Below are 26,281 nucleotides of genomic sequence, written 5' to 3'. Positions count from 1 at the left end.
GAGGTCTGCTCTTAAGGTATGCTTTAAAATCTTTGGGGGAGACGTTAGGACTCGATGGTCACTAGCGTAGGTAGGTATGAGGTGAGTTTATTTTATTGGTTTTACAACGTAACAGTGTTATGTTACGATGGCTTCAAGGAGTGATAAGCATGGAAGAGGATTTGATCTCGAAGAAGCAGCTATTGGAATTAACCGGTATATCCTATGGGCAATTGTACCGCTGGAAGCGGAAGCAGTTGATTCCAGAGGAATGGTTTATCCGTAAATCTACGTTTACTGGACAGGAGACTTTTTTTCCAAAAGACATGATCTTGTCCCGTATCGATAATATTGTGAATATGAAAGATGGACTTTCTTTGGATGAAATGGCTGATAAGCTGTCAGATAAGGCTTCTTTTGACAGAGTAAGTGTATCTGCTGCGGAAATTATAGAACGTAACATTGTTTCGTCAGTGACACTGGGGAAATTTGGAGAGAGGCTTGGTGTCAAGAATGGATATAGCTTCGATCAGCTCACTTATTTATTGGCTGTAGACCGCCTGCTTAGTGCAGGGGAGATGAATATGGAGGAAGCAGAGCTCCTGTTTCGAACCTTAATGAATAAAGCCTCCAATCTTGAGAGTGAAAGCTGGGAGTTGTTTTTTATCCGCAAAATGGGGGTGTCATCCTTTATTCTGGCTCAGGCACCAGCGGAGTTATGGTTCGATGAAGGGGTAAAGCTGGTCAGTAAAATACTCAGTGCAGATGTAATAGAACAATTGAAAGGTAAGCTTGCTTTTAAGCTTGTTGAATAGGGGGTTACTGTAATGGATAAACGACAGCTGCCGGATCTGATTATAAACGGAGTCAGCGGGGGGGCAGGAGGTACTTATAACAGTGTGCAAATCGATGGTGTAGGCAAAGTAACGGGACCCATCGTGACGCGAATTTTTAAAGGAAATGGGCATATGAATTTGAAGAATGATCTCTCGGCGGAAGAAGCGGAATGCAATGGGACGATGAAAGTGCTGGGACATTTGCGTTTTAACTCCCTAAAGGTGGATGGAATGATTACTGTCGGTGAGAGCTTTCGGGGAGAAAGTTGCACTCTTCATGGAATGCTGAATATCAAGGGTGATTGTGAGCTTGAGGATTTTGCGGGGGAAGGAAGCTTTAGTGTCGGAGGTTTACTTAGTGCAGGACATGTAGACTTCAAACTGCAAGGGCAGGGAAAGGCGCATGAAATTGGTGTGGAGAGTCTAGTGATCCGGCAAACGAATAGTGGAGTCTGGAGCAAAATGTTAAGTGGAATCATCCCTAAATTAAGATCGGAGCTGTGGGCTCGGACTATTGAAGGAGATTTTATTGATTTAGAGTATACAATAGCGGATGTTATCAGGGGCAATATTGTGATTGTAGGGCCAGGCTGTACTATCGAACGGATAGAGTATCGTGATCAGATCACAGTACATCCAGAAGCAAAGGTTGGAAAGGTGGAGAAGATCGGTGAGTGAAGAAACAACTCGGAGTAATTTGAAAATAATAGGCACAACGACCTCAGCGGGAGGCTTCTTTCGGGACATTAAAGTTACTGGGGAAGGTCATTTTGCAGGTGATGTAGATTGTGAGAAGCTGAGCCTGACTGGAAATGCCAGAGTAGATGGAAACCTGCTAATGACCAAAATGAAAATAACCGGTGAGATGACACTTTTGGGTAATCTTGAAGGGGATTCCTTGCGGGGTCAGGGTGAAATTAAAGCAACCTCCGTAAAAATCGACGATATTCATCTTAATGGTAATTTGGAGGTCAATGGTGATTGTGAAGGTGAACATCTGCGTATTTCGGGCGCTCTCAATGTGGCAGGACTGCTAAGTGCGGAGCAACTGGAGATCAATTTATATGGAATAAGTAGAGCGAAAGAGGTTGGAGGCAGTGCTTTAACGATCAAAAAAAGCAAGACCGGAAAATTCCTGCATTTGATGAAGCAGAATCCTAAAGTGCTTTTTGAGGCTGGGCTCATTGAAGGCGATACGATAGAGCTGAATAATACAAAAGCAAATATTGTCAGAGGAGATCGGGTAATCATCGGTGTGGACTGTGAGATTGATACTGTGGAATACCGTAGTGTTTTGGAGATTCACAAGAATGCAATAGTGAGGCATCAAGTGAAGTTGTAACACATAGTTATAGATCTTTTGACAATGGGGAGTGGAATAAATGAGTGCTGCCAAAGCGCCCAATCTGGGCATTGTTATCGCAGGTCTGCTGTTAGGAATACTGATGGCCTCCATGGACAGCACCATCGTTGCTACAGCAATGGGCAATATTGTTGGGGAACTAGGCGGTATGGACAAATTTGTCTGGGTAACATCAGCTTATCTTGTAGCTGAGATGGCGGGGATGCCTATCTTTGGCAAGCTGTCTGATATGTATGGGCGTAAAAAGTTTTTTATTTTTGGGATTATTGTATTTATGGCAGGTTCGGCGCTTTGCGGGACGGCAGATACAATTACTCAGTTGGCTGCTTATCGGGCGGTTCAGGGAATTGGAGGCGGCGCGCTAGTGCCGATTGCTTTTGCCATAATGTTCGACGCCGTACCACTGGAGACACGGGGCAAGCTGGGCGGTGCATTTGGTGCGGTGTTTGGATTATCAAGTATTTTTGGTCCATTGCTAGGCGCATATATCACCGATCATATTGCTTGGCAGTGGATATTTTATATTAACTTGCCGCTTGGACTGTTGGCTTTTGTGATGGTCGTATTCTTTTATAAAGAATCACACGAGCATTCTAAACAACCTATTGATTGGCTGGGTGCGGGCACACTGCTGGGCTCTGTCATCTGCTTAATGTTTGCGTTGGAGCTGGGTGGAAAAGAGTACGCTTGGGGCTCATCGATGATCCTCGGCTTATTTGCAGCTTTTGCTATATTGGCGGCAGTGTTCCTTTTTGTAGAGACGAGAGCGAAAGAGCCGATCATTTCCTTTGCTTTATTCAAAAAAAGACTGTACGCCGTCAGCATTCTGTGCGCGCTATTTAGCGGTGCTGCATTTATCGTGGCCTCCGTATACATTCCTATTTTTATTCAAGGTGTATTGGGGGGTTCGGCTACCAATTCAGGACTTGTCCTGCTGCCGATGATGGTCGGCTCAGTAATTACCGCCACAACGGGAGGATTCCTGATGGCAAAAACCAGTTACCGCAATCTGCTGATACCTACGTTTGTACTTTTGGTGATCGGCACAGGACTGGTAGCAACGCTTACTCCGGAAGCTTCACGTCTCTTGGTTACCTTGTACATGATTTTAATCGGATTGGGCATCGGCGCTTCCTTCTCTGTGTTAAGCACAGCAGCTATTCATGGTCTGACAGCGCAGCAACGCGGCTCCGCCAGCGCAACACTAAATTTCATTCGTTCGCTTGGCATGACCATCGGAATTACCACATTTGGCATTATTCAAAGCCATTATTTCTCGGGCAGTCTAACTAAGTTGCTCACAGCAAATGGAGGAGGAGCTGCTTCTGCGGGGGCTGTGGGGGCTATGGATTTTAAAGATCCGCATTCCCTGCTGTCGCCTGAGACTAGAGCACTCATTCCACCGGAAATTTTGAGCAAAATTACAGAGGGACTTTCCTCTTCCATTGCGAACACCTTCGCTTGGGCGGTTATTCCAGCTGCATTAGCTTTGCTGGCTTCCTTTTTTATGGGGCGTCAGAAAATGGATGCCTCCGCGGAGGGGGAAGTTAAGACGCCCGGGCATTAGGCTGTGGCGGAAGACGTTGGGCATTCGAATAATGAGCGGAAAATAGTGCGTATTATTCGGAATGCAGTGATTGGTGTAAACAAACTATGGTTGTAAAGTGATGGAGCAGCTTCTCATTTGAGAGGCTGCTTTTTTATGTGTGGTTGGGAGTACAAATGAGCATGAACCCTCGAAGTAAGGGAGCTGCGTTGAAGGATGAGTAAATGCGATGAATCCTGGAAATAAGTGCATCTGGATCCGACGGCATGAGGGAATGCGATGAATCCAAGAATGAGTCCGATAGCAGGAGGGAATGCGCTGAATCCTCGAGAGAAGTGTGCCAAAAAATGATGCGTGGAGTGTTTCGGACCGTATAGTCGCTATTGCTGATTTTTGAGCTACTTTTCCGTAGTTTCGGACTGTATAGCTCTTACCGGCATGCGTATGGTCGTATTAGGGCTATATTTGTGTGAATAGCTGCACCTGAGTCCGATAGCTCGAGGAAAAACGCAGAATCCCGGAATAAAGTGCATCTGGGTCCGATAGCAGGAGGGAATGCGGTGGATCCAAGAATGAGTCAGACTGTATGAGTGAATGCGATGAATTCTCGATAGAAGTGTGCCTGATTTCGCTGCATGAATTGTGTTGCGGGCCGTATAGTCGCTATTGCTGATTTTTGAGCTACTTTGCCGTAGTTTCGGACTGTATTGTTCTTATGGGCATGAATTTGCTCATATTTGGACTATATTTGTGTGAATAGCTGCACCTGAGTCCAATAGCATGAGGGAATGCGGTGGATCCAAGAATGAGTCAGACTGTATGAGTGAATGCGATGAATTCTCGATAAAAGTGTGCCTGATTTCGCTGCATGAAGTATGTTGCGGACCGTATAGTCGCTATTGCTGATTTTTGAGCTACTTTGCCGTAGTTTCGGACTGTATAGCTCTTATCGGCATGAATTTGCTCATATTTGGACTATATTTGTGTGAATAGCTGCACCTGAGTCCGATAGCACGATGAAAAGCGCTGAATTCCGGAAATAAGTGCATCTGGGTCCGATGCCAAAACTATGAAGTGTGAAAGACCATAACAAATGAAGAGGACAAAGCGCACCATAGTTGATGTAGCAGACGAAGAGGACAAAGCGCACCATAGTTGATGTAGCAGACGAAGAGGACAAAGCGCACCACAGTTGATGTAACAGACGAAGAGGACAAAGCGCACCATAGTTGATGTAGCGGACGAAGAGGACAAAGCGCACCGTAGTTGATGTAGCGGACGAAGAGGACAAAGCGCACCATAGTTGATGTAGCAGATGAAGAGGACAAAGCGCACCATAGTTGATGATATAAGGAACGAGGAGGGTCTAGTTGCCCATAGCTCCCAAGCGCTCCTTAGAAACCATCTCTTTCAGCGGCAGGATGAGGGGAATTCCCGTCATCCTGCCACTTTTTATAAGCCAAAAGGCATGTAGGCTCTCCATCACTAGACCCACAGTGATTAGGTAGAAAATGGTCGAAATATATGCGAATTTGGTTCACAAGCATCAGACGGTTCTCCAGTGAGGCCGTTCTGTGTTCTATCTCGCCATACATAAAGGTTCTGATACTATGAAAACGTAATCAAAATCTGGGTATAGGAGATTCCGACATGGGGGTACCTTCTGGTGAATTACTTCCCAGCGTCGATCCGGTTCATCGATCCCGCTGGAAGATGAAGAACAAACATAAATTGTTCTTCATGGCTTTTCCGTTTCTTGTTGTCACCTTTATTTTCTATTATCTGCCGATCAGCGGATGGATTTATGCATTTTATGATTTCATTCCCGGAATACCGTTGTCTGACACGCCATATGTCGGGTTGAAATGGTTCAAGACGATTGTATCCAATCCAACACAGACCGCAGAGGTTGTGCGCGTGCTGAAGAACACTCTTGCCATGAGTTCACTTGGACTAATTACCTCGATATTTCCAGTGATCTTTGCGATTTTTCTGACCGAGATTAAGTCAGGCTGGTATCGCAAGATGGTGCAGACGCTAACCACGATTCCGAACTTTATCAGCTGGATTCTGGTATATGCATTGGCTTTCTCGTTGTTCTCCGTTGATAACGGGGTCATCACGCACATTTTAGTGCAGCTTGGAATCGTTGATGAAGGTTATAACTTTTTAGCCTCCAGCTCGAATATTTGGGTCACGATGATTATTTGGTATTGGTGGAAATCGTTAGGCTGGGGTGCCATTCTCTATCTTGCTGCAATCGCAGGCATTGATCAAGAATTGTACGAGGCCGTTGAGGTGGATGGTGCAAGCCGGTTCCGTAAAATCTGGCATATTACCATTCCGGGTCTTGTCCCAACCTTCTTTGTCCTACTGCTGCTCTCCATAGGTAACCTAGTCAATAACGGGATGGAGCAGTACTTTGCCTTTCAAAATGCGATGAATAAAGATTCCATAGAAGTGCTGGATCTTTATGTATACAATATTGCGTTCGCTAACAACTTTCCGTTTGCCACTGCTGTCAGTATGCTGAAGTCGGTCGTCAGTGTAATTCTACTGTTCGCGGCAAACACATTATCCAAGATGGTGCGTGACGAATCTATCATTTAAGGCAGGGGTGATCCCATTTGAGAAAGAAAAAACTAACTTCTGGAGAATTAATCTTTCAAATTATTATCTACACACTCTTTGGATTGTTCACCCTGTCATGCATTTATCCATTCTACTATTTGTTCATTAATACAATCAGTTCGAATGATCTTAGCGCAGCGGGGGATATCAAATTTTATCCAAGGCAGATCCATTTTGATAACTATAGTAAAGTTCTAAGAATCAGTGGTTTAGGTCATGCGGCGACAGTCTCTATTTATAGAACAGTTGTTGGTACTTTGCTCACCGTTGGATCTTCGGCATTTCTTGGGTACTTGTTCACCAAAAAGGAAATGTGGGGCCGGAGTATTTGGTACCGCAGTGTTGTAGTCACGATGTATTTCAGCGCAGGGCTGATCCCATGGTATATCACCATGCATAACTTGCATCTGACTAATAATTACCTGGCTTATATTTTGCCAACTATTATTACTCCTTTTAATATCATTTTGGTCAAAACCTTCGTCGAGGCTATTCCGCCCTCACTTGAGGAGTCGGCGTCAATGGATGGAGCAGGTTACTTCCGGGTGTTCTGGAGTATCATTGTTCCTCTTACAACACCTATCTTGGCTACGATTACGATTTTCTCAGCGGTGAATCAGTGGAATGCCTTTATTGATACGGCGTTTCTAATGACAGATACGAAATACTTTACGCTCCAGTTCTTATTATGGCGTTATTTGAACGAATCCAGCTCGCTCGCGGCCTTAATTCGTAATTCGCCAGATATGGCCGCTAGTGCAGCGAATATGCAGACTCCAACCTCTGTGCGGATGACTGTCACGATGATCGTCGTATTGCCGATTTTGATCGTGTATCCGTTCTTCCAACGCTTCTTCGTCAAAGGAATTATGATCGGTGCGGTTAAAGGCTGATGGGTGGCCGCTCTAGACCAGAACTGGGTTTTCCTCTGCTATAAGCAGAGTTGAACTATAAGTGAAGAGATGAAAGGGAGGGTATAAAACAATGAGATTAAGAAGAGCATCGCTTGTCATGCTATCCGTAATCCTGGTCTTCGTTCTTGCAGCATGTGGCGGGGGGAATAATACGGCTAATTCGGGCAAAAACACGAGCACAGAGAAACCTACGTCGGCTGCCACGAATGCTCCGGCGGAAGAGACAGCAGCACCGGATGACGGAGCGCTTGATCATTCCAAGCCGCTGAAGCTGACTGTATTCTCAACAACCGCTAACTATGCCGGTCCACAGACCGGATGGTTTGCAAAAATTATCAAGGATAAGTTTAACATCGAAATGGACATTGTAGCTTCAAACCTGACTGGTGGAGATACCAAAATCTCTGCAATGATGGCTTCCGGAGATCTTGGAGATATCATCATTTTCGGTGACGACAAGAACCACTATCCAAACGCCATCAAAGGAAAGCTGCTCTTGGACTGGACACAGGACGGTCTTTTGGACAAATACGGAAAAGACATTTCTAGCACTTTTCCAAAAGCTATTGAAAAAGCTAAGGTAGCTTTTGGCGGTGGATCATCAGTCTTTGGTATGGGGAACAGCGTAGCTTCTAACCCATCCGGACCTTCTGAAGGAAAAGATATGACTTGGGGTCCAGACCTGCGCTTTGATCTTTACCAACAAATTGGAGCGCCAGAAATTACAAAGATTGAAGATTATCTGCCTGTGCTGAAAAAAATGCAAGAGCTCGAGCCTAAGAATGAACAAGGCAAAAAAACCTATGCTTTCTCGATGTGGTCTGATTGGGATGGCAACTATAAAATGACATTGGCTAAACAGTTCGCAAACATGATGGGCTATGACGAAATTCCTGATACTGCTGTGTATGTTAAGGCAGATGAAGAAAAGTATTATGACTTTTTATCCGAAGATAGCTGGTACATGAAATCGCTCAAACTGTATTTTGAAGCTAACCAAATGGGGCTGGTTGATCCGGACTCTATGACGCAAAAATTCGACGATGTTGTAGCGAAATACAAAGATGGTCGTCTATTGTTCTCTTGGTTCCCATGGCTAGGAGCTGCTAACTACAATACACCAGAAAGAACAGCCGAAGGTAAAGGTTTTGCGCTAGTTCCGTTCAAAGATGAATTGATGTATTCCACAGGCTTCAATGTTTACGGTGGTAACGGTATTATTGCAATCGGCGCAAAAGCTAAGGAACCTGCTAGAATTATGGAATTCATTAACTGGATGTACACACCGGAAGGTGCAATGATTTCTGCAGGAAGTGGTACAGCAGTACCTAACGGACCTCAAGGTCTGACTTGGGATATTGATGCAAACGGCAAACCTGCAGTGACTGATTTTGGTTGGAAAGCTTATACTGATCAACAGAATACTCAAGTTCCTGCTGAATACGGCGGGGGTGACTACTACTATGGCTCCAATCAAATGAACTTCTCGTTTGTGGTTCCGGCGATGGTGAATCCAGAGAATAGTGAGCCATTCGATCATAATCTGTGGACAACAACCCTGGAACGTAACCCTTCCAAGCTTGATAGTGACTGGAGAGCGAAGATGGGCGTTCTGACTCCTAAGGAGTATTTTGAGAAAAACAATCTATTGGCTGTAGCACCACAAGGCTTCACTGGCAAAGAGCCGTTAACCATGGATAAAACAGTGGAACAAAAGAATAAACAAATCGGTACGGTTATTCAACAGATTTCCTGGAAAATGGTCTTTGCTAAAGATCAAGCGGAATATGATAAGTTGAATAAAGAAATGCATGATAAGGTAAATGGTCTTGGTTATTCCGAAGTTATGGATTTCTCGATTAAAAAGGCTGAGGAATTGTTCGAGGCCCGTAAAAGCGTTAAATAAACACGGCTAGTAACTATAAAATAAGGCGGGGCGGCGTGGAGGCTGTTCTGCCTTATTCTATTCAATTAAGGATAAATGTGGTATTCTCACATTAATATAAAACGCTTTCAGATAGAAAGAAGAGGATGATCCAGATGGTAAGAGTACCCCTGCGGAGTCATACTCCAGCTGTCAAATCCTTACGCAATACCTTATTTATCTATCTGGTAATCGGAACACTACTTCCGCTTCTCTTAGTAGGATTCGTAACCTACACCTCTATTTACTCCATCCTTTCAGGTAAAATTGGCAACGGGATCAGCGCTAGTCTGAGACAGGAAGCCTCAAGCCTGGAGAATGCCATCGACAATATGGATTTTGCCTCCAAGCAGTTTGCTCTGGACGGGCAGATTGTGCAGGAGATGTCCTCATTTATTCAGGAAAAACAAATTTTTCGCAAATCGCAAATGATGAATTCCATCAACCAGAAGATCAATCTAGTTAATTTTACGAACCCTTATATTGGACTTACAGCCTACATTATGCCGGACAGCGATGATCCCGTTCTGTTCACCAACATGAGCGCACGCAGAAATTTTGATATCAGTACATTGCCGTCTTTTATGCGATATAACGGGGCTGATTATTATGGACCACATCCCACTATGTACGCTGTTGGTGATAATCTCGTGTTCTCGGAACAGCGGATTGTCCGTGTGCCGGGCCAGCATAAGCTTTATATTTATTTGGAGACGAATTATAGTTTGTTTCGCAAAATCTTTAATCAGGAGTCCTACGGGATGAAAGTAAATCATCTGCTGGTTAATCAGCAAGGTAATAGTACAAAAGTGATCGACGGCAAACTTCCGCTAAGTATTATTAAAGCTGCGGGAAGCAACTCCAATCTCACCCATGAAACGCTAAGTGGATATCATCTGTTTCGTTACGCGAGTCCTCAGGGCTGGAAGCTTATTGCCGTTGTGAAAAAATCAGAATTCAACAGTGAAATTTATTCTTGGTTCTATAAAATGATCTTACTTGCCTTCTCCACCCTTCTTTTTGCCGGATTTCTGGCTTGGATCATCTGGAGGAAAATTTATGGTCCGTTGCGTAAGGTCAACCTTGAAATCAACCGAATGGCGGAAAATGTTACCGCTCCGGTAGCCTATACGAATGTGGAAGAATTTGATTTTGTGCTTACCAACTTTCAGCAGATGAAAAAACAGGTGAATGAGCTGATTGTTGCGGTTGCCCATAATGAGAAGCAGAAAAGCCAATTTGAGATTGAGAAGTTGCTTAGCCAGATCAACCCTCATTTTTTGCATAATACCTTAAATACGGTACAGTGGATGGCCCGGTTAAACGGCCAGAAGGAGATCGACAAGCTGGTCACTCTTCTTGTAAAGGTGCTGCATTATAATCTGGGCAAGCAAAGCATCATTGTTACCATTGGCGAGGAAATTGAAGCGATTCGAAATTATATGGAGCTGCAGCGTATTCGTTATGATTATGAATTTGAATTTAACGTTGAAGCTGATGAGGATGTATTGTCTGTGGCTGTCCCGAGATTTTTGCTTCAGCCTCTGGTGGAGAACTCGATTTATCATGGATTAAGCGATAATGGCAAGGTAGATGTTGAGATAATGAAACATGGTGAAGGAGAAGTTCAGTTATGTGTAAAAGATAACGGAGCTGGGATGGATGCAGATACATTAGATCAGCTGTTGTCTGATGATGGAGCGAAAAAACGGGGACTTGGAATTGGTTTTTCATATGTGAACCGGATGCTTAGAACCTATTATGGAGAACAAATGAAGCTAGAGATGTTCAGTAAGCCAGGAGAAGGTACGGTTGTATCCATTGTGATTCCGAGGAAAGGTAAGGAGGACTTCGATGATTAAGGCTGTAGTTGTCGATGACGAGAGACTCGTGCGAAAAGGCTTCATATCCCTGATTGATTGGTCATCCTTAGGGATTGTTATAGTTGGGGAGGCAGGTGATGGTAAATCTGCTTTGGAGCTGCTTCAACAGCAGGAAGTTGATTTATTATTTGTGGATTTGACCATGCCTGGCATTTCAGGCTTCGAGCTTATTAAAATGGTTAGACAACGGTTCGCAGGTATTCGCTGTGTTGTCCTTACTTGTCATCATGAATTTGACTATGTTCAGGAGGCTATGCGTTTAGGTGCCGTTGACTATATTGTAAAAACACTGCTTGAGATGGAAAATGCGGATGAAACTATCAGACGTCTTGTCGATCGTATTAAATGGGAGGACAATACGCGGGATGCTCTGGTTCGTGGGGAGAGTAAACGTATGGCTGCTGATAAGGCTCTGCTATATTTGCCATTAAATCATCAATGCAATGAAGAAGAATTATTTCAGCTGTCCAGTGTGAAAAATAATCCGCTTATTACTTTTCATGAGATGTGGATGTCGCCCTTATTGCATCGTTTCTCAATAGATGAGAGCAAGCGTGAACTAAAGATCCAGCTATCCGGACGATGGCAGACCGCACTGATCAGTGGATTGAGAGATCAACCGTTGCAGGAACTGGAGGAACAGCTCACTGCGAAATTACGCCGTATTCTATTTTATCATCCTGAACCTGAGGATTTGACCTCATTGAAATATGAAGACATAAAGAAGGAACCAGGGGCTCCCTATTCAAAACAAGAGGCGGATAATTTGCTGGAGCAAGCACAGAATTTGAAGTGGACAATTGATGGAAATGAGTGGGAGAAATTTGTAGCAAACATACTTCAGCAGAAACCCCGTTCTGATCAGTTTCTGGCGTTTGCACACTCTCTAATACAAAGCTGGAGTTCTTTACTTTTAAAGCCTGAAGATGCTGCTCAACTGGAAAAGGACATTTCCCATAATCTGAACTGGTGTCATTGGAAGAACTGGCTGCGGCGATTTTCTGATCATGTGGGACGAAGAATGCTGGAGCTTGGATTAACTAAAGAGGTTATGTCCTGTCTTATTCGCGCAGTTCGTTATATGCAGTGCCATGCAGGTGACAAAATCAATCAGAGCGACGTAGCAGCCGTCATTAATATGAGCCGTGGTTATTTCAGCCAGTGTTTCGCTCGTTTTGCCGGAGAGACATTTGGTGAATGTTTACGGGGAATGCGGCTGGAGCTTGCCAAATCACTGCTGCTGGAGACTACACTTCCCGTCTGTGAGATTGCTTCGCGGTCCGGTTTTGAGGATGATCGTTATTTCAGCAGATTGTTTAGAGAACGTATTGGTAAATTACCAAGTGAATTCCGTGCGGAGGGGAAAAACCAAATATGAAATTTTGGAAATCTATCCTCCTAGTGTTTATGGTCATTGGAATGACATCATGTCGTGACAATATCGGTACAGTAGATTCAGTTGCAAGCCCTCAGGCAGGGGATGAAGATACTTCTATCGCTTATAGTAAATATGAGGATCCGATTGTGATCCGGGTGGGATTTAAGGTTCCCGACTCGCGGCTTAATACAGGTGACAGCAACGATAACAATCCAATCACCCGTTATTTAGAGAGCATTACGAATATCAAAGTGGTTCACTCCTGGGAAGCGAAGGGTGAGGATGCTTTTACGCAAAAGGTGCAGCTTGCCATTGATAGCAACGATTTGCCTGATGCCATGGTTGTGGATCGGGATCAATTGAAGAAATTAATTGATAATGACATGATTGAAGATTTGACAGAGACATATAAAATATATGGATCTGAACTTATCAAGGATATGTACAATTCTACAAAGGGAGAGGCATTAGAGGACGCTTCCCGCGACGGTAAATTATATGGATTGCCGAATGTAGCTATTGATGCAGACTCTCCCGTGCTGCTCTGGGTACGTCAGGATTGGCTGGAGAAGCTGGAGCTGCGACCTCCACAAACTTTTGAAGACATCGAGAAAATTGCCAAAGCTTTTATTGAAAAAGACCCTGACGGGAATGGAAAAAGAGATACCGTCGGTCTAAGCGGCTACAAAAATATCGTATATGGAACTAAACCATTAGTTAATGGTCTGGATGCTGTTTTTAGTGCATTTCATGCTTTCCCCACGAATTGGATTAAGGATAAAAACGGAAATATCGTGTATGGCTCCATTACACCAGAAACCAAACAAGCGCTTGCTAAACTTGCTGATTGGTATAAACACGGGTTGCTGGATCCGGACTTTGCACTATATAAGGAAACTCAGGAGCCTATTATTACAGGTAAATCAGGGATGTTTTTTGGTCCTTGGTGGATGCCTTATTATCCTTTGTCAGAGGCAGTGGCTTTGGATACGAAGGCAGAATGGAGAGCATATGCAGCTCCAGTTGATGATTCCGGTAAGTTTGTCGCTCATTTGGCTCCGGTAACAGATCGATATCTTGTTGTGCGTAAAGGGTTTGAACATCCAGAGGCTGTAATCAAGCAATTGAACGTGTTTACAAGACTCGAAAGAAGACAAGATCCTAATCAAGAGGAGGTAAAAAAGCTGGGTGATTTCTCTGCGCAGACAGGCATTCAGCTGCGTGCTTATTATCCGTTCGATCTTTTGATAGATTATAGGGATGCGATTGAGAAACATTATGCTGATATCCAGCAGGCTTTGCACGGAAAGATAGACCCGGATACATTAAATTCTGATACCCGGCTCATTTATGATCAATGGGTAGCGGAAACAGAGCAGCCCAAAAAAGATCTTGAAGGCTGGAAAGCAGCGAATGCGTATAAATATGGAGTAGCTGTGTTAACCTCAACTGCTATAGAGGGAGTGCGTGGGGTCTTTTATGGGAACACCCGACTTATGAAGACCAAGTGGCCGGAACTGCAGAATCTGGAGAATGAGACGTTCTTAAATATTATTGTGGGTGATTCACCGCTTAGTGATTTTGATGTGTTTGTAGCTAAGTGGAAGAGTATGGGCGGGGAAGAGATTACGGAAGAAGTTGCTGAAATTGTAAAGCAAAAGTAAACGTAAAAGTGGGATGCCTCAACAGCCGAGTGGCTTTGGGACATCCTTTTTCTTATGTTCTATTCTTCGTTTGTACTGATTTTTTGCAGCAGGAAATGTAGTTGCTCTACTTCTTCATCGGTTAAATGGCCCACAAGGCTTTTATTAAATTCATCTAAGATGGACTGTAAAACTGGGAAGAAATCGATGGCTTTCGGGGTAGGATATAGAAGGTGGGAGCGTCGATCATTAGGATCGTCTTTGCGCTCGATATACCCCGAATTCTCTAATTGCTTCACAGAACGTGCTGTAGTTGCTTTATCGAACTTCAATTCGGCAGTTAACTGATCCTGAGTAATGCCTGGCCGAGAAAGAATCAATTTAAGAAAGCTATGCTGTCCACCACTACCGATTCCATAAGGGACAAACTGCTTAACCAGTTTCTTTTGATTTTGACGGTGAAGATGGGAAATTAGCTTCCCGATAGGCTCTCTTGCCAATATAGACACCTCTTTGGGTTATAAGTTCGCTCATTTTTTGCCTTGAAATAAAGTGTACAATAAAGTCGTTGCGCACGCAACTAAATTGTTGTACACTGGGTATGGCGAGTTTGGTTGCGTGCGCAACTAAACAGTGATTATTAATATTTAATGAGGTGTTAGTTATGAGTTCTGTAAGTGCAACCTATCAGGAGGATAAAGAAATTCAGAAGAAGCGCTGGATGATCTTAATTGTTCTGAATATTTTTACGTTCATGTCCACCCTTGATGGTAGTATTGTCAATATTGCTCTGCCTGAGCTATCCAAACAACTGAAGCTGCCCATGGCGCAAATCGAATGGGTAACAACAGGATATTTAATGGCGATCTGTGCGGCGATCCTTTTCTTCGGCAAGCTTGGAGATATCCTAGGAAAGATTCGAATTTTTAAGATTGGCACGATTGTATTTATTATTGGATCTATGCTGTGTGGGCTTAGTGTAAGCTTACCAGCCTTAATTGCTTCACGCGTTGTTCAAGCCTTAGGTGCTTCGATGACCATGGCGAACAGTCAGGGAATTGTTACGGATATCTTTCCTGCCACGGAGCGTGGCAAAGCCCTTGGTTTCATTGGTACATTCGTGTCTCTGGGAAGTATAGCTGGTCCAAGTTTAGGCGGGATTATGGTTTCCACCTTAGGCTGGGAGTATATCTTTTGGGTAAACGTCCCTATTGGCCTGATCGCTATATTTTTTGGATGGAAGGTATTGCCTAAGGATTTAACGAGAGTGAAATCTTCGATTGATGTGCCGGGCAGTTTACTGTTCGCTGTCTTTATCATTACTTTGTTCGCAGGATTATTACTAGGTCAACAGCTTGGATATGGTAACAGCTTAATTGTTACATCAATAATTGTTGCTGTAGTCAGCTTCGTTGCTTTCATATGGATGGAGCTTCGCAGAAAAGAACCGCTGTTGCAGCTGTCATTATTTAAGAATCCGTTGTTTTCTTTAAGTATCTTATGTGGTTTTCTCGTATTTACAGCGAATTTCTGCTTCAATATTATCGCGCCGTTTTATGCACAGAACATGCTTAATTTATCGCCATTCTATGCAGGCTTTTTGTTAATGCTGTTGCCGATATGTATGGTAGTCGTGGCTCCAATGAGTGGAGCGCTATCGGATAAAATAGGCTCGGAATTTTTGACTTTTGCAGGGCTGGTGGTCATGGTTATTGCGCAGTTCGGATTAGCACAGCTTCATGTAGGAAGCTCTGTTGTGCTGGTAGGTGTGTGGATCGCTATGCTGGGGATAGGAAGTGGTTTATTTCAATCGCCGAACAATTCGCTTGTCATGTCTAAGGTACCAAGAACACAGCTTGGTTCTGCGGGTAGTGTCAATTCGTTAGTTCGTAATGTGGGTATGGTTGTCGGCATAACAATTGCTACTACAATTCTTTTTCAAGTGATGAGCAGTAAAGCCGGCTATAGGGTGACAGGGCTAGTTCCTGGTCGGCCAGAGTTATTTATCGAGGGCATGCATGTAGTGTTTGTAACCTCGGCATCGATATGTCTAGTGGCTGCTTTATTAACTGGCTGGAGATTGGTGAGTGCAAGAAGCGCCAGAGTGCAGTCATCGGAAAGATAACATACCATGAAAAAGATCCTTCTGGCGCTACGGCTAAGAAGGATCTTCTTTGTGATGAAACTGTAAGGCTTCCTTAACGGCTTGCAAGTATTGATATTGATAACGTACATCCGGTTCTAGGTAGGCCCCTTCAGCCCATTCATTCCAGGCGTTGATATAAATATATTCACTTTTGAACATTTTTTTGGCGCGCTCAATTTGTCGTGAAAGGTATTGGCCGAATTTTTGAGGATTAGCGCCTAAGGTGCTTTGTCCGGCAGGGCCTTTACGTGGTGTGTTATCCCAGTTGACAAAGGCTCCCGGATATATGATTTCTCCGTCTCTATGGGGTGTCCGCTCCAACATAGATTCCCATAACTCATCATAATCAATTACGATATGCCTCTGATCCTCCACCTGCTTTGAGCTCCATAAATGCTTAACCCCGCCATGTGCGAATGTGTAATGCGGCTCAAATTCCAGACTGGCATCGAATCCTTGCTCTTTCTTTAGGGGGAAACCGCCCAGTGTCCGGACCAGATGAAGTCCTTTAAGTCCGTTCTGCAGAGCCAATTCGCGCCAATATTGAAGCATTTCTTCACAGTGCGGGATACTAGCAGACCGATAAATGATAAAGACAGGCTTATCCTCCACCCGGATATAACGATCATCTTTGAAGGCTTCCAGTAAAGCATAAAAGTGCATTCGCCAATCCCGTTCTTCTCCGTATTCCTGTGGCATCAGGACATCCTCTTCGGTGCCATCCCAGCTACGTGTCCAAGGTTCGTTAGCCCAAGAAAGGCAAAAGGGGAAGTCAGGCTCTTTGCTCGCAAGAATCTGCTGAACCGGTTGTTCCAGCAGTCGCCTGCCATTAAACCAATAGTGATAATAACAAAAACCGTAAATGCCATGAGCCTTTGCGGTCTCTGCCTGCCATTGTTTCACTTTAGGATCCGTTAAATCATAGTAGTTATTATTTAATGGCTTCTTGGGCTGATCATGTTCAGGATAAAGGGCTGCAGCCTTCCTGACATTCGTCCATTCTGTAAAACCCTCACCCCACCAGGAATCGTTCTCTGAGATCTGATGAAACTGAGGCAATACAAAAGCAATGCATTTCAAGTCAGGTCACCCCCTATGGTTCCTTGAATATTTTTCTCAGCAGTAACTTTCCTTGCTGGATATAAGAATAGTTATATTTAAGTTCCTTTAGGGCACGAGAGGCAGAAATTCTTCTTTCTTCACTATGTGAAAAATAGTGCTTAAAGCTATCGGAGAGCTCTTTGAAGTTCTGGAAACGAATGAGATCTTCTTCTGCAATTCGGTAATTATGAAGATGGGGATGATCCTCCACTAACTGAAATACACCGCAAGCGGTGACCTCCATAATCTGCTGCACAGAACCAGTGCAATTGATGACGATTTTTGCTCCATTATAATAGCTGGACATATCTTTACTATGGGTGATATCAATGAAATTTCTGGGGGGTTCCCAACCACGCCCGGCGATCATTACCTTAAGGCCTTGAAGTAGGTCTGAATACGCCAACGTGTAAAGCACACTATCGATTTGAAAATCGCCAAGAATGAGTACGTCACTCTGATAACAGTCCTCCACACGTCTTGGATAATAGAGATCCGTATCCGCAGCATATGGGAGATAGCTGGAGTGTTTGCCCCATAAACCCTGGTAATAGATCAGATTAGCTATGTTCTGTGTGAAAATATAATCGAATAACAATGCCAGATTACGTTCTATTGGAGTAAGACAAGCGGCATCTGCCATCCATACCGCTTTGGGAACATTGGAAGCTTTCAGAGCAGGGAGGTTCTCCTCCGGAAATAGGGTCTCCGATCCTAGAGCTAATATTAGATCAGGTTGAAAATGGGCTAAATATTCCTCCAGATTATGCTGGAATTTAATAGCAAGTACTTCTTTGACCAGATGCCTTAGTTGATCTTTAAAAAGTCGTACATTAGGCATTTTACCGCTTGCCTCTGTAGGAACCAGCAGCAATATTCTTAATTGTTTGAGTTCCCGTTGCAAAGGCTCTGCTCTATAAGAGTTCATCTCTAGGATGAGGTTATGGTGTTGCGATGGATTAACTTGGCTGATGGTGACTTCGTGACTTGAAGGCCTTTCAGGAGTGAGCCTATTAGCTGTCTTCTTCATAATTCCTCCTGTGTTCTGTGGAGCCAGTCGTCCGCTCTAGCACCGAGTCTTGCTAATCATTATATGTGTAGGGGGTTATTTTGACTTTAGGTATAAGACCATTAATCAGAGTCTCGAAGATAAAAAGCGGATTTAGTGAAAGCTGTATATCTATCTATGACAGGGCTGGCTTGTTTAACATAAGATATACTATAAAACCTGAAAGGGATGATCGCCTTGCCAACCTTCGATAGCGTTCTAGTTACAGGAAGTCAGACCATTCAAAATGATCTGCACGTTAATGGAAATGAGACTATCGATTCGAATCTGCATTTGAATGGTAGTCAGACTATAATGGGAAGCCTAAATGTGAACGGCAGTGAATCCATACTCGGTCATCTGGGGGTTACCGGTGAAATTAGCGGGGCAGGCACCATCAGAGCTGCAACCCGGTTGATCGCTACGAACCAAGCAACATTGCCACCAGGCGCTCCTACCAGCCTGCAACAGGTTCGATACTTTTCTGTAGGTGCTGTAGGTCAGACGGGTCTCGTGCTGAAGGGCACAGATGGAAATGATTATGTATTATTTATCGATTTGACTGGCGGAACGCCTAATATCGGCATTCAACGGGCTTAATCAAGATAAACTAATATTCTCAGCTTTAGAATATAAAAAAACAGCAAGTCTCCTAAGTACAAATAGGGACTTGCTGTTAGAGGTTTCTATTAATTCTTAAAGCTATGAATTGGTGCAGGGATTCGTCCGCCACGATTAACGAAATTCGCGCAGTTGAAGCCATTCACTGCCATAACTGGTGCATATCCGAGCAGGCCGCCAAATTCGACCATTTCACCAACGTCCTTGCCGATTACTGGAATCACGCGAACCGCAGTGGTTTTGTTATTCACCATGCCGATTGCAGCTTCATCCGCGATGATGCCGGAAATGGTTTCCTTGGTGGTGCTTCCGGGGATAGCGATCATATCCAGTCCCACGGAACACACACAGGTCATAGCTTCCAGCTTCTCTAGTGTAAGGGCACCCCGCTGAACCGCTTGAATCATGCCGTGATCTTCACTGACTGGAATAAAGGCTCCACTAAGTCCACCTACATAGGAGGAGGCCATCACGCCACCTTTTTTAACATTGTCATTTAGGATCGCCAGAGCAGCGGTTGTTCCCGGAGCCCCAGCTTCCTCCAGACCCATGACTTGAAAGATTTCGGCAATGGAATCTCCGATTTCTGGAGTAGGAGCTAAGGATAGATCGATAATCCCAAAAGGAACATTCATCCGTTTGGAAGCCTCTTGAGCAACTAGCTGACCGACACGTGTGACTTTGAAGGCTGTCCGTTTAATGGTTTCACATAAGGTTTCAAAATCCTGTCCTCGAACCTCTTCAAGCGCACGTTTGATGACACCAGGACCGCTGACGCCAACGTTGATGACACATTCCCGCTCTCCAACCCCGTGAAATGCTCCGGCCATAAAAGGGTTGTCCTCAACGGCATTACAGAAGACTACCAGCTTGGCGCAGCCGATGGAATCCCGATCCTTGGTGCGTTCCGCAGTTTGGATAATGATATCACCCATTAATTTCACAGCATCCATGTTGATTCCACTTCTGGAGGAACCGACATTGACCGAGGAGCAGACTCTTTCAGTGACTGCCAATGCTTCTGGAATACTGTCGATCAGAATACGATCGCCTTTGGTGCAGCCTTTTTGTACAAGTGCAGAGAAGCCGCCGATAAAGTTAACGCCTACCTCTTTTGCAGCCTTGTCCAGGATTTCAGCAACAGGTACATAGGTATCTGTCTTCACCGCACCAGCGGCAATAGCGATGGGTGTGACAGAAATCCGTTTGTTAACGATAGGAACCCCAAATTGTCTTTCCAGATCTTCACCCGTCTTTACGAGCTTTTCAGCGGATCTGGTGATTTTGTCATATACATTTTGATTAAAGGTGCGCATATCCGTGTGGGCACAATCCATGAGGCTGATCCCCATCGTTATGGTACGCACATCCAGATTCATTTCACGAATCATCTTATTCGTTTCTTGTACTTCCACTAGTGATATCATGGTCAGCCATCCTCCTAGATTCGGTGCATAATATTAAAAATATCCTCATGCTGAAGCTTGATTTCCACGCCAATCGATTCGCCAAGCAAATGTAATTCCTCTACGATATTCTCAAAAGCTTTAGTTGAGCTAGAAATGTCTACAATCATCATCATGTTAAAATAATCCTGAACGATCGTCTGCGAAATATCCAGAATGTTCAAATTGTGTTCGGCTAGATATGTACATACTTTAGCAATAATCCCTACTTTATCTTTTCCTAATACAGTAATAATTCCCTTCATGAATACAGCCTCCCTTTATATTTATTGATTTCACCGTGTATACGGAATGAACCATTCCAACTATTATTGCAAATGATGAAACAAGCTTCAACCAAAGGTTTTTTGTCAGTTTGATTAAATATTTATTTTGACAGCTGAAATTATAGAAAATTCATTTGACAGCCTATAAAAAATGTGATGAACTGAGAGTTTGATATGATAGTCTGAAGGAGTAAATATGACTACACAAAAATATAAAGACATGGTTGAGCAAAGAACGAAGATGACCCTCCAGGAATGGACGGAACAGGCGGAAGTGAAGGAAAAGGACATTTATCGTTTTTTGCATAATTTAAAAGGCACTGCTGGAACTGTCGGATTACCAGATGTCGAACAATTTGCCGAGGATACGCTGCCCTATTTCATGGAAAGCAGTCTTAAGAGTTGGTCGGTTGAGGAATGGGGGGATTATTTATATCCACTGATTCCATTGTTTAATGTCCATTCATTGGCAGCTTCAAGCTCTGTTAAAGCATTGGATAAAAAGGGACCTGCTGAGACGCTCACGCAGAATGATATTCTTCTTATCGACGACGATGTAGAGTTAGTTGCTTATCTGAAAGAGTCGTTGGAGAAGCAGAATTACTATGTAAGCATAGCCTTATCTGCTGAACGGGGACTCAAAATCTTTTATGAAACGAAACCAGATCTCATTCTGCTGGATATTCTTTTACCGGATAAAAGTGGGATTGAGGTGTTGAACCAAATTATCGGCAAGGCTAAAAAGGAACGAATTCCCATTATCATTATAAGTGGGGAGTACTCCAAAGCGACGCAAATGCATGCGTATTCGCTGGGGGTGATGGATTTTTTACCGAAGCCTGTAGATATTGATTTATTTCTGGTATTGATCAAAAATCGCTTTCAGCTTAAGAGAGAATGGCAGGAGTCCATCATCGTGGATGATTTGACCGGCGCATTCAATCGCAAACACTTTAATCAAGTCATGAAGCAGTTGATTGGTGATTTTAAGCGGACTAACCGCGTATTTTCGTTAGCGCTGATTGATTTGGATTATTTTAAAAACGTTAATGATACATATGGTCACCTAATTGGAGACGAAGTTCTGCAGGGCTTTTCCGAGCTTGTGAAGAATTCCATCCGTCTGGAGGATACCTTTTGCCGTTATGGGGGAGAAGAGTTTGCAGTGTTCTTACCTCACACGGATGCGGAATCTGCAATGTTGGTTATACAGCGTATTCAAGAGCGGTTTGCGGCTACTGACTTTTTTGCGAAAAATGAAATCTTTCATGTGACCATCTCTAGCGGGATTTCTGAGGTAACAGATGCCGAGAATATAGCCGATAAATTGATTGAGGAAGCAGATCAGGCTCTTTATGCCAGTAAGCATGCTGGAAGGAATCAGACAACGCTTTATTCGGACCATTTATCCACTACTAAAAAGCATTCGGTTCTGAATGTGATTGTTGTAGATGATGATACGCTAATTCGTAGAATTGTGACCAGTCAGTTCGCCATTTGGGAGCCGGATAATATTGCTGAGGTGAAGGTTAGCAGCTATGCGAATGGGCTTGATTTTCTGCAATCGGATTGGTATGCCGTGGATGAGAAGTATATTATTTTGCTGGATGGTGTGATGCCTGATCTGGATGGAGTAGAAGTTCTGGAAAGAATCCGCAAAACGTATCCGGAAGTAAATATATTAGTGATCATGCTGACGGGAAGAAATAATCAGGCGGATATTGTACATGCCCTGCAGATGGGTGCCGATGATTATGTAGTGAAACCGGTTCATATGCCTGAGTTATTGTCGAGAATAGAGCGGTTGGCTCATAGATTTTTGTTCTAATTGGTTTCTGAATATGTTGTGAGCACCAGGAGAGATCTAAAGCGGAGGGAATTAGGCAGCTATGCAAAAGGTAATGGTAGTGGATGATGAAGAAGTATTACGAATGTTAATTGTAGACACCTTAGAAGATTTGGAAGACGTGGAGATCCATACTGCCGAGAACGGATTAGAGGCGCTTTCAAAATTGTCACAGGATCATTATGATTTGGTGATATTGGATTATATGATGCCTGAAATGACAGGGATTGAAGTCCTAGGCCAACTGGATGATGAGAAAAAGAAGGCTACAGCTATTTTAATGTTAACAGCCAAAGCCCAAGATGTAGATCGTCTTCGAGCGGTAGATGCAGGCGCACGTTATTTTATGCCAAAACCTTTTAGTCCGATGGAACTCTTGCAGATTGTGGAGGGGATCCTAAGTGACAAAGGGAAGCAGCTCTAATCACAGTATTAAAAATAGATATTTTCGTATCATTGCCTTGGTTTTTTCGTTAATCATTATTATGGGATCTGTATTTTTATTTTTCATAAATAATGAGCAGAACAAATTAAGTAGAGACCGTGAAGTTCTGCAGAATAAGGCGGACACGATTAACGAATTGGCGACTGCATTAAATGAGGTTTTTTTCCGAGCGAGGGGATTCAGCGCACTTAAGAGTGACAATGAATTAGATCTCCTAAACTTAGGACTTGTTAACTTTGATAAGATTCTGGATACCTATTCTAATCTCAATTTATCTCCGGAAGAAGCCTTGTTTAGAGATGGTTTGAAAGCATTTTATGTTCAGTACAAAACTAAAGTTTTACCTGAAGCGATTCGGTTTGTCGAGGCAGACGATTATGTGTCTTTGAGAGCTCTATCCGCAGATGGCAACACGAAATCAGTGAATGATTTTTTAATGTATACAAAAGAGTACAAGCAACGATCCGATGCCGCATTAAATACTATGGCTATGGATTACATCAAACGTGCCAATGAATTTACCTTTATCGCATTCTTTTTCAGCACGATTATTCTGCTAATCTTCACCTTTATGATCTGGCGGATTCTGAAGAACCTTATAGATCCTATTCTGAAGCTGGAAGGGGCAACCCATTCCCTGGCTGCAGGAGAAGAAATTCTTCTGGGCAAGCTTAAGAATCAAGATGAAATTGGCCGACTTTATGATGCTTTTCTTAATATGGCTAGAAGTATTCAAGATAAAGAAGAAGAATTGATGATGCAGAATGAAGAGCTGCATGCGCAGCAGGATGAACTTCAGGATCAGCAATATAGGCTGCAACGCTCGCTTAGTGAAATTGAAAGTATGATGAAAGCTTTGGATCAATCGTCTGCGGTCGGGATCCTTACTGCTAAAGGTGTCTTTACCTACGCGAATGATAATTTAAGTGGATATACCCGCTATAAAAAGTCTGAGATTATCGGTTACACCTATAAGTTATTTGAACTTTATAATATCTCTGACGAGGGTTATCAGAAAATCTTTAACAAATTAAATACAGGCGGAGTGTGGAACAATGAGCTGCAGATTCTAGCCAAAGACGGATTGCCCATCTGGCTGCAACTAACGATTGTGCCGTACCTGAATGAAGAGGGTGTGATTTATCAATACATCCTTATTGCGAACGATATCACCTCAATGAAGAGCGTACAGCAGGAGCTAGCCGAAACGTTAAAAAATACAGAACAGACCAAGATGATGCTTGAGCTTAATAATCAGCTGAATCATGATATTACTTATACCTTGGATAAGCATGAATTTGCTGATAAGTTTATTGAGTTTATGCATCGCTTGTATGCCTTTGATTCGAGTTTCTTCCTGCTTGTGAAAGATAATATCGCAGCTGTGAAAGGCATTCCGCAGGAGAATGTGGAGCGTTATCTTGATCATGAGAACAATGAGATGTTATATCGCTTGCAAGCGGAAAAAACGTACCTAATCAAGCGTTTGGCCACACAACCAGAGCAAGGGATTTCTGCGAGTGAGGTCTATGTTTACGACTTCTACACTACTGTTGTGAACGCAGAGGATGAGATTCTTGCAGTGTTCTGTGGCAGCCGGATTGGTCATTCCTTCAGCAAAGAAGAGATTAATGAGGTTCAGGGGATGATGAACCGCGTAGCGCTGGCGATTGAACGTTTATTCATGTATGAAGAGATTGAACATGGACGAAAGCTGAATCGGGACATCGTAAATAATGTGAACGAGGGCATACAATTTGTGAATACAGAAGGTATGCTCCTGCAGATGAATAAAGCGTTGAGCAACATTTTTAATTATGAGTGGACAGAAGGAACTTTGATTCCCCGACAGAAATGGATGGATTATTTCATCGAGCACTCGAATGAGAACCATGAACTTCGGATGTTTTTTGAAAAAGCGATTGCTGAGGATGCTCTGGAATCCAGCAGCATGCAATACTCCATTGGAACTGAATCGATGAAGCATATTGATGTGTATGCGATCCCTGTATTCCGTCGCGAGCTGCGTATTGGTACATTGTTTGTCTACAGAGATATCACTAGAGAATATGAGCTGGACCTTATGAAATCTGATCTTGTCAGTACGGTAAGTCATGAGCTAAGAACACCGCTATCGAGTGTGCTTGGTTTCACAGAACTGCTATTGTCTAAGACCATGAAGCCTGAGAAGCAGCTTAAATATCTGGAGACGATTCATAAAGAAGCTAAACGACTGACGGAGCTCATAAATGATTTTCTTGATTTGCAGAGAATGGAGTCAGGTAAGCAGCAATATATCACGGAGCATTTGAATCTCAGTGAAATTGTATTAGGAGTAATTGATCAATATAAACTGAGCAGTACCCATCATGTGCTCCTAGTGGATGAGGCTTTGAATGCGGATGTTGATGTGGACAAGGATAAGATTGTCCAAGTTCTGACGAATCTGTTAAGTAATGCGATTAAGTTCTCGCCTGATAACAATGAAGTTAAAGTACTGCTGCATAACGAGTCGGATAGGATTATTGTAAGTATCCAGGATAATGGTCTTGGCATTCCTAAGGATCAAATAGGACAGCTATTCCAAAAATTCAGAAGAGTGGATAATAGCGCCTCTAAAAGAATTGGAGGAACAGGACTTGGACTTGCTATCTGTAAGGAGATCATTGAGAAGCAAAAGGGAAATATCGGTATAGATTCCGTAGAAGGAGAAGGCACTACCGTCTGGTTTAGCCTCCCTATCCTCCATGCGGAAGCGAGCCGGCAACAGGATGAGCTTAATAAATGGAGCACCGATAAAGAGCTCAAGCCTAATGTAATGATCGTTGAAGATGATTACAGTCTTTCGTTGCTTTTATCAGAAGAGCTTAAAGGGAAGGGCTTCCGTGTTACCCATCATTACCATCCACAGCAAGCTTTTGATCAGGCCTTGAAAACACCATTTGTGGCGATAGTGGTAGATTTGATGTTGGGTGAAGAGCTGGATGGCTGGGATTTGATCCGAATGCTTAAAGAAGATCCAAGAACTGAAAATATCCCTATCGTTATTTCTTCTGCTCTGGATCAATCGGATAAGAATCAATTAAACGATGTAATTCAAAAATATTTAACTAAACCTTATCCGCCCGGTGAGCTATCGAATACGCTTGAGGAGATAGTGAAGATTAAGACGGGGATCGGCGAGGTGTTATTTCCCGAAAGTAAGCAAAAATTATAGCTTTTATTTATCACAATATTTTATAAAT

General features: G+C 43.3%; 20 protein-coding genes. 15 read left to right on the top strand and 5 right to left on the bottom strand.

Going from position 1 to position 26,281, the window contains the following annotated elements:
- The first annotated feature begins 149 nt into the window (after window positions 1-149).
- From MHH86_RS20310 to MHH86_RS20265, 10 genes are all read left to right on the top strand, one after another.
- Window positions 150-794 carry a YhbD family protein gene (locus tag MHH86_RS20310; RefSeq protein ID WP_038572382.1) on the top strand — a complete coding sequence of 215 codons (645 nt, stop codon included), beginning with the start codon at window positions 150-152 and terminating at the stop codon, window positions 792-794.
- Between the two features lie 12 nt (window positions 795-806).
- The gene (locus MHH86_RS20305) at window positions 807-1,493 is read left to right on the top strand and encodes a hypothetical protein (RefSeq protein ID WP_342479406.1); all 687 of its coding nucleotides are present in this window, start codon (window positions 807-809) and stop codon (window positions 1,491-1,493) included.
- Window positions 1,486-2,157, top strand: coding sequence for a hypothetical protein (locus tag MHH86_RS20300; protein ID WP_038572381.1), 672 nt, complete (start codon window positions 1,486-1,488; stop codon window positions 2,155-2,157). The genes MHH86_RS20305 and MHH86_RS20300 overlap by 8 nt, the downstream gene beginning before the upstream one ends.
- Window positions 2,158-2,197: 40 nt before the next feature.
- A complete protein-coding gene (locus MHH86_RS20295; protein ID WP_038572380.1) occupies window positions 2,198-3,745 on the top strand; it encodes an MDR family MFS transporter in 1,548 nt (515 codons plus the stop codon).
- Window positions 3,746-5,374: 1,629 nt separating this feature from the next.
- A complete protein-coding gene (locus tag MHH86_RS20290; RefSeq protein ID WP_094903685.1) occupies window positions 5,375-6,334 on the top strand; it encodes an ABC transporter permease subunit in 960 nt (319 codons plus the stop codon).
- A gap of 17 nt (window positions 6,335-6,351) precedes the next feature.
- Window positions 6,352-7,248 carry a carbohydrate ABC transporter permease gene (locus MHH86_RS20285; RefSeq protein ID WP_339210350.1) on the top strand — a complete coding sequence of 299 codons (897 nt, stop codon included), beginning with the start codon at window positions 6,352-6,354 and terminating at the stop codon, window positions 7,246-7,248.
- 91 nt (window positions 7,249-7,339) lie between these two features.
- Window positions 7,340-9,175: an ABC transporter substrate-binding protein gene (locus MHH86_RS20280; protein ID WP_036685758.1), complete on the top strand. Its 1,836-nt coding sequence runs from the start codon at window positions 7,340-7,342 to the stop codon at window positions 9,173-9,175.
- A 134-nt stretch (window positions 9,176-9,309) separates the two neighbouring features.
- Complete coding sequence (locus MHH86_RS20275) at window positions 9,310-11,055, top strand: sensor histidine kinase (protein ID WP_036685760.1); 1,746 nt, start codon at window positions 9,310-9,312, stop codon at window positions 11,053-11,055.
- The gene (locus tag MHH86_RS20270; RefSeq protein WP_036685762.1) at window positions 11,048-12,454 is read left to right on the top strand and encodes a response regulator; all 1,407 of its coding nucleotides are present in this window, start codon (window positions 11,048-11,050) and stop codon (window positions 12,452-12,454) included. Before MHH86_RS20275 ends, MHH86_RS20270 begins: the two co-directional genes overlap by 8 nt.
- On the top strand, window positions 12,451-14,118 hold the full coding sequence (locus MHH86_RS20265) for an extracellular solute-binding protein (RefSeq protein WP_341122009.1): 1,668 nt from the start codon (window positions 12,451-12,453) through the stop codon (window positions 14,116-14,118). The genes MHH86_RS20270 and MHH86_RS20265 overlap by 4 nt, the downstream gene beginning before the upstream one ends.
- A gap of 59 nt (window positions 14,119-14,177) precedes the next feature.
- On the opposite strand, the gene MHH86_RS20260 is transcribed toward MHH86_RS20265, so the two are convergent.
- Complete coding sequence (locus MHH86_RS20260; RefSeq protein WP_036685765.1) at window positions 14,178-14,597, bottom strand: MarR family winged helix-turn-helix transcriptional regulator; 420 nt, start codon at window positions 14,595-14,597, stop codon at window positions 14,178-14,180.
- A 164-nt stretch (window positions 14,598-14,761) separates the two neighbouring features.
- Between MHH86_RS20260 and MHH86_RS20255 the strand changes: the two genes are divergently transcribed.
- Window positions 14,762-16,222 carry an MFS transporter gene (locus MHH86_RS20255; RefSeq protein ID WP_342479405.1) on the top strand — a complete coding sequence of 487 codons (1,461 nt, stop codon included), beginning with the start codon at window positions 14,762-14,764 and terminating at the stop codon, window positions 16,220-16,222.
- A 33-nt stretch (window positions 16,223-16,255) separates the two neighbouring features.
- Here the strand turns inward: MHH86_RS20255 and MHH86_RS20250 are convergent, their stop codons facing one another.
- Entirely contained in the window at window positions 16,256-17,323 is a 1,068-nt protein-coding gene (locus MHH86_RS20250) for a glycoside hydrolase family 99-like domain-containing protein (RefSeq protein WP_076130767.1), read from the bottom strand.
- A gap of 13 nt (window positions 17,324-17,336) precedes the next feature.
- Window positions 17,337-18,374 (bottom strand): glycosyltransferase, encoded by a 1,038-nt coding sequence (locus MHH86_RS20245; RefSeq protein WP_342479404.1) that lies wholly within the window; start codon window positions 18,372-18,374, stop codon window positions 17,337-17,339.
- A gap of 207 nt (window positions 18,375-18,581) precedes the next feature.
- Here MHH86_RS20245 and MHH86_RS20240 point away from each other — a divergent pair, with 207 nt between their 5' ends.
- Window positions 18,582-18,992, top strand: coding sequence for a hypothetical protein (locus tag MHH86_RS20240; protein WP_248548519.1), 411 nt, complete (start codon window positions 18,582-18,584; stop codon window positions 18,990-18,992).
- Window positions 18,993-19,081: 89 nt separating this feature from the next.
- Here MHH86_RS20240 and MHH86_RS20235 read toward each other — a convergent pair whose 3' ends face one another.
- Together MHH86_RS20235 and MHH86_RS20230 are read right to left on the bottom strand one after the other, a co-directional pair.
- A complete protein-coding gene (locus tag MHH86_RS20235) occupies window positions 19,082-20,437 on the bottom strand; it encodes a PFL family protein (protein WP_248548616.1) in 1,356 nt (451 codons plus the stop codon).
- 17 nt (window positions 20,438-20,454) lie between these two features.
- Entirely contained in the window at window positions 20,455-20,724 is a 270-nt protein-coding gene (locus MHH86_RS20230) for an ACT domain-containing protein (RefSeq protein WP_036685776.1), read from the bottom strand.
- A gap of 217 nt (window positions 20,725-20,941) precedes the next feature.
- Here MHH86_RS20230 and MHH86_RS20225 point away from each other — a divergent pair, with 217 nt between their 5' ends.
- From MHH86_RS20225 to MHH86_RS20215, 3 genes are all read left to right on the top strand, one after another.
- A complete protein-coding gene (locus tag MHH86_RS20225) occupies window positions 20,942-22,573 on the top strand; it encodes a diguanylate cyclase (RefSeq protein WP_076142304.1) in 1,632 nt (543 codons plus the stop codon).
- A 61-nt stretch (window positions 22,574-22,634) separates the two neighbouring features.
- Window positions 22,635-23,015 carry a response regulator gene (locus tag MHH86_RS20220; protein WP_036685780.1) on the top strand — a complete coding sequence of 127 codons (381 nt, stop codon included), beginning with the start codon at window positions 22,635-22,637 and terminating at the stop codon, window positions 23,013-23,015.
- Window positions 22,993-26,253: an ATP-binding protein gene (locus tag MHH86_RS20215; protein WP_342479403.1), complete on the top strand. Its 3,261-nt coding sequence runs from the start codon at window positions 22,993-22,995 to the stop codon at window positions 26,251-26,253. The genes MHH86_RS20220 and MHH86_RS20215 overlap by 23 nt, the downstream gene beginning before the upstream one ends.
- Window positions 26,254-26,281: the final 28 nt, after the last annotated feature.

This window comes from Paenibacillus sp. FSL F4-0097 (assembly GCF_038593125.1).
GTDB classification, from domain to species: Bacteria; Bacillota; Bacilli; order Paenibacillales; family Paenibacillaceae; genus Paenibacillus_AQ; species Paenibacillus_AQ odorifer.
This window is presented reverse-complemented; position numbering and strand designations above follow the sequence as displayed.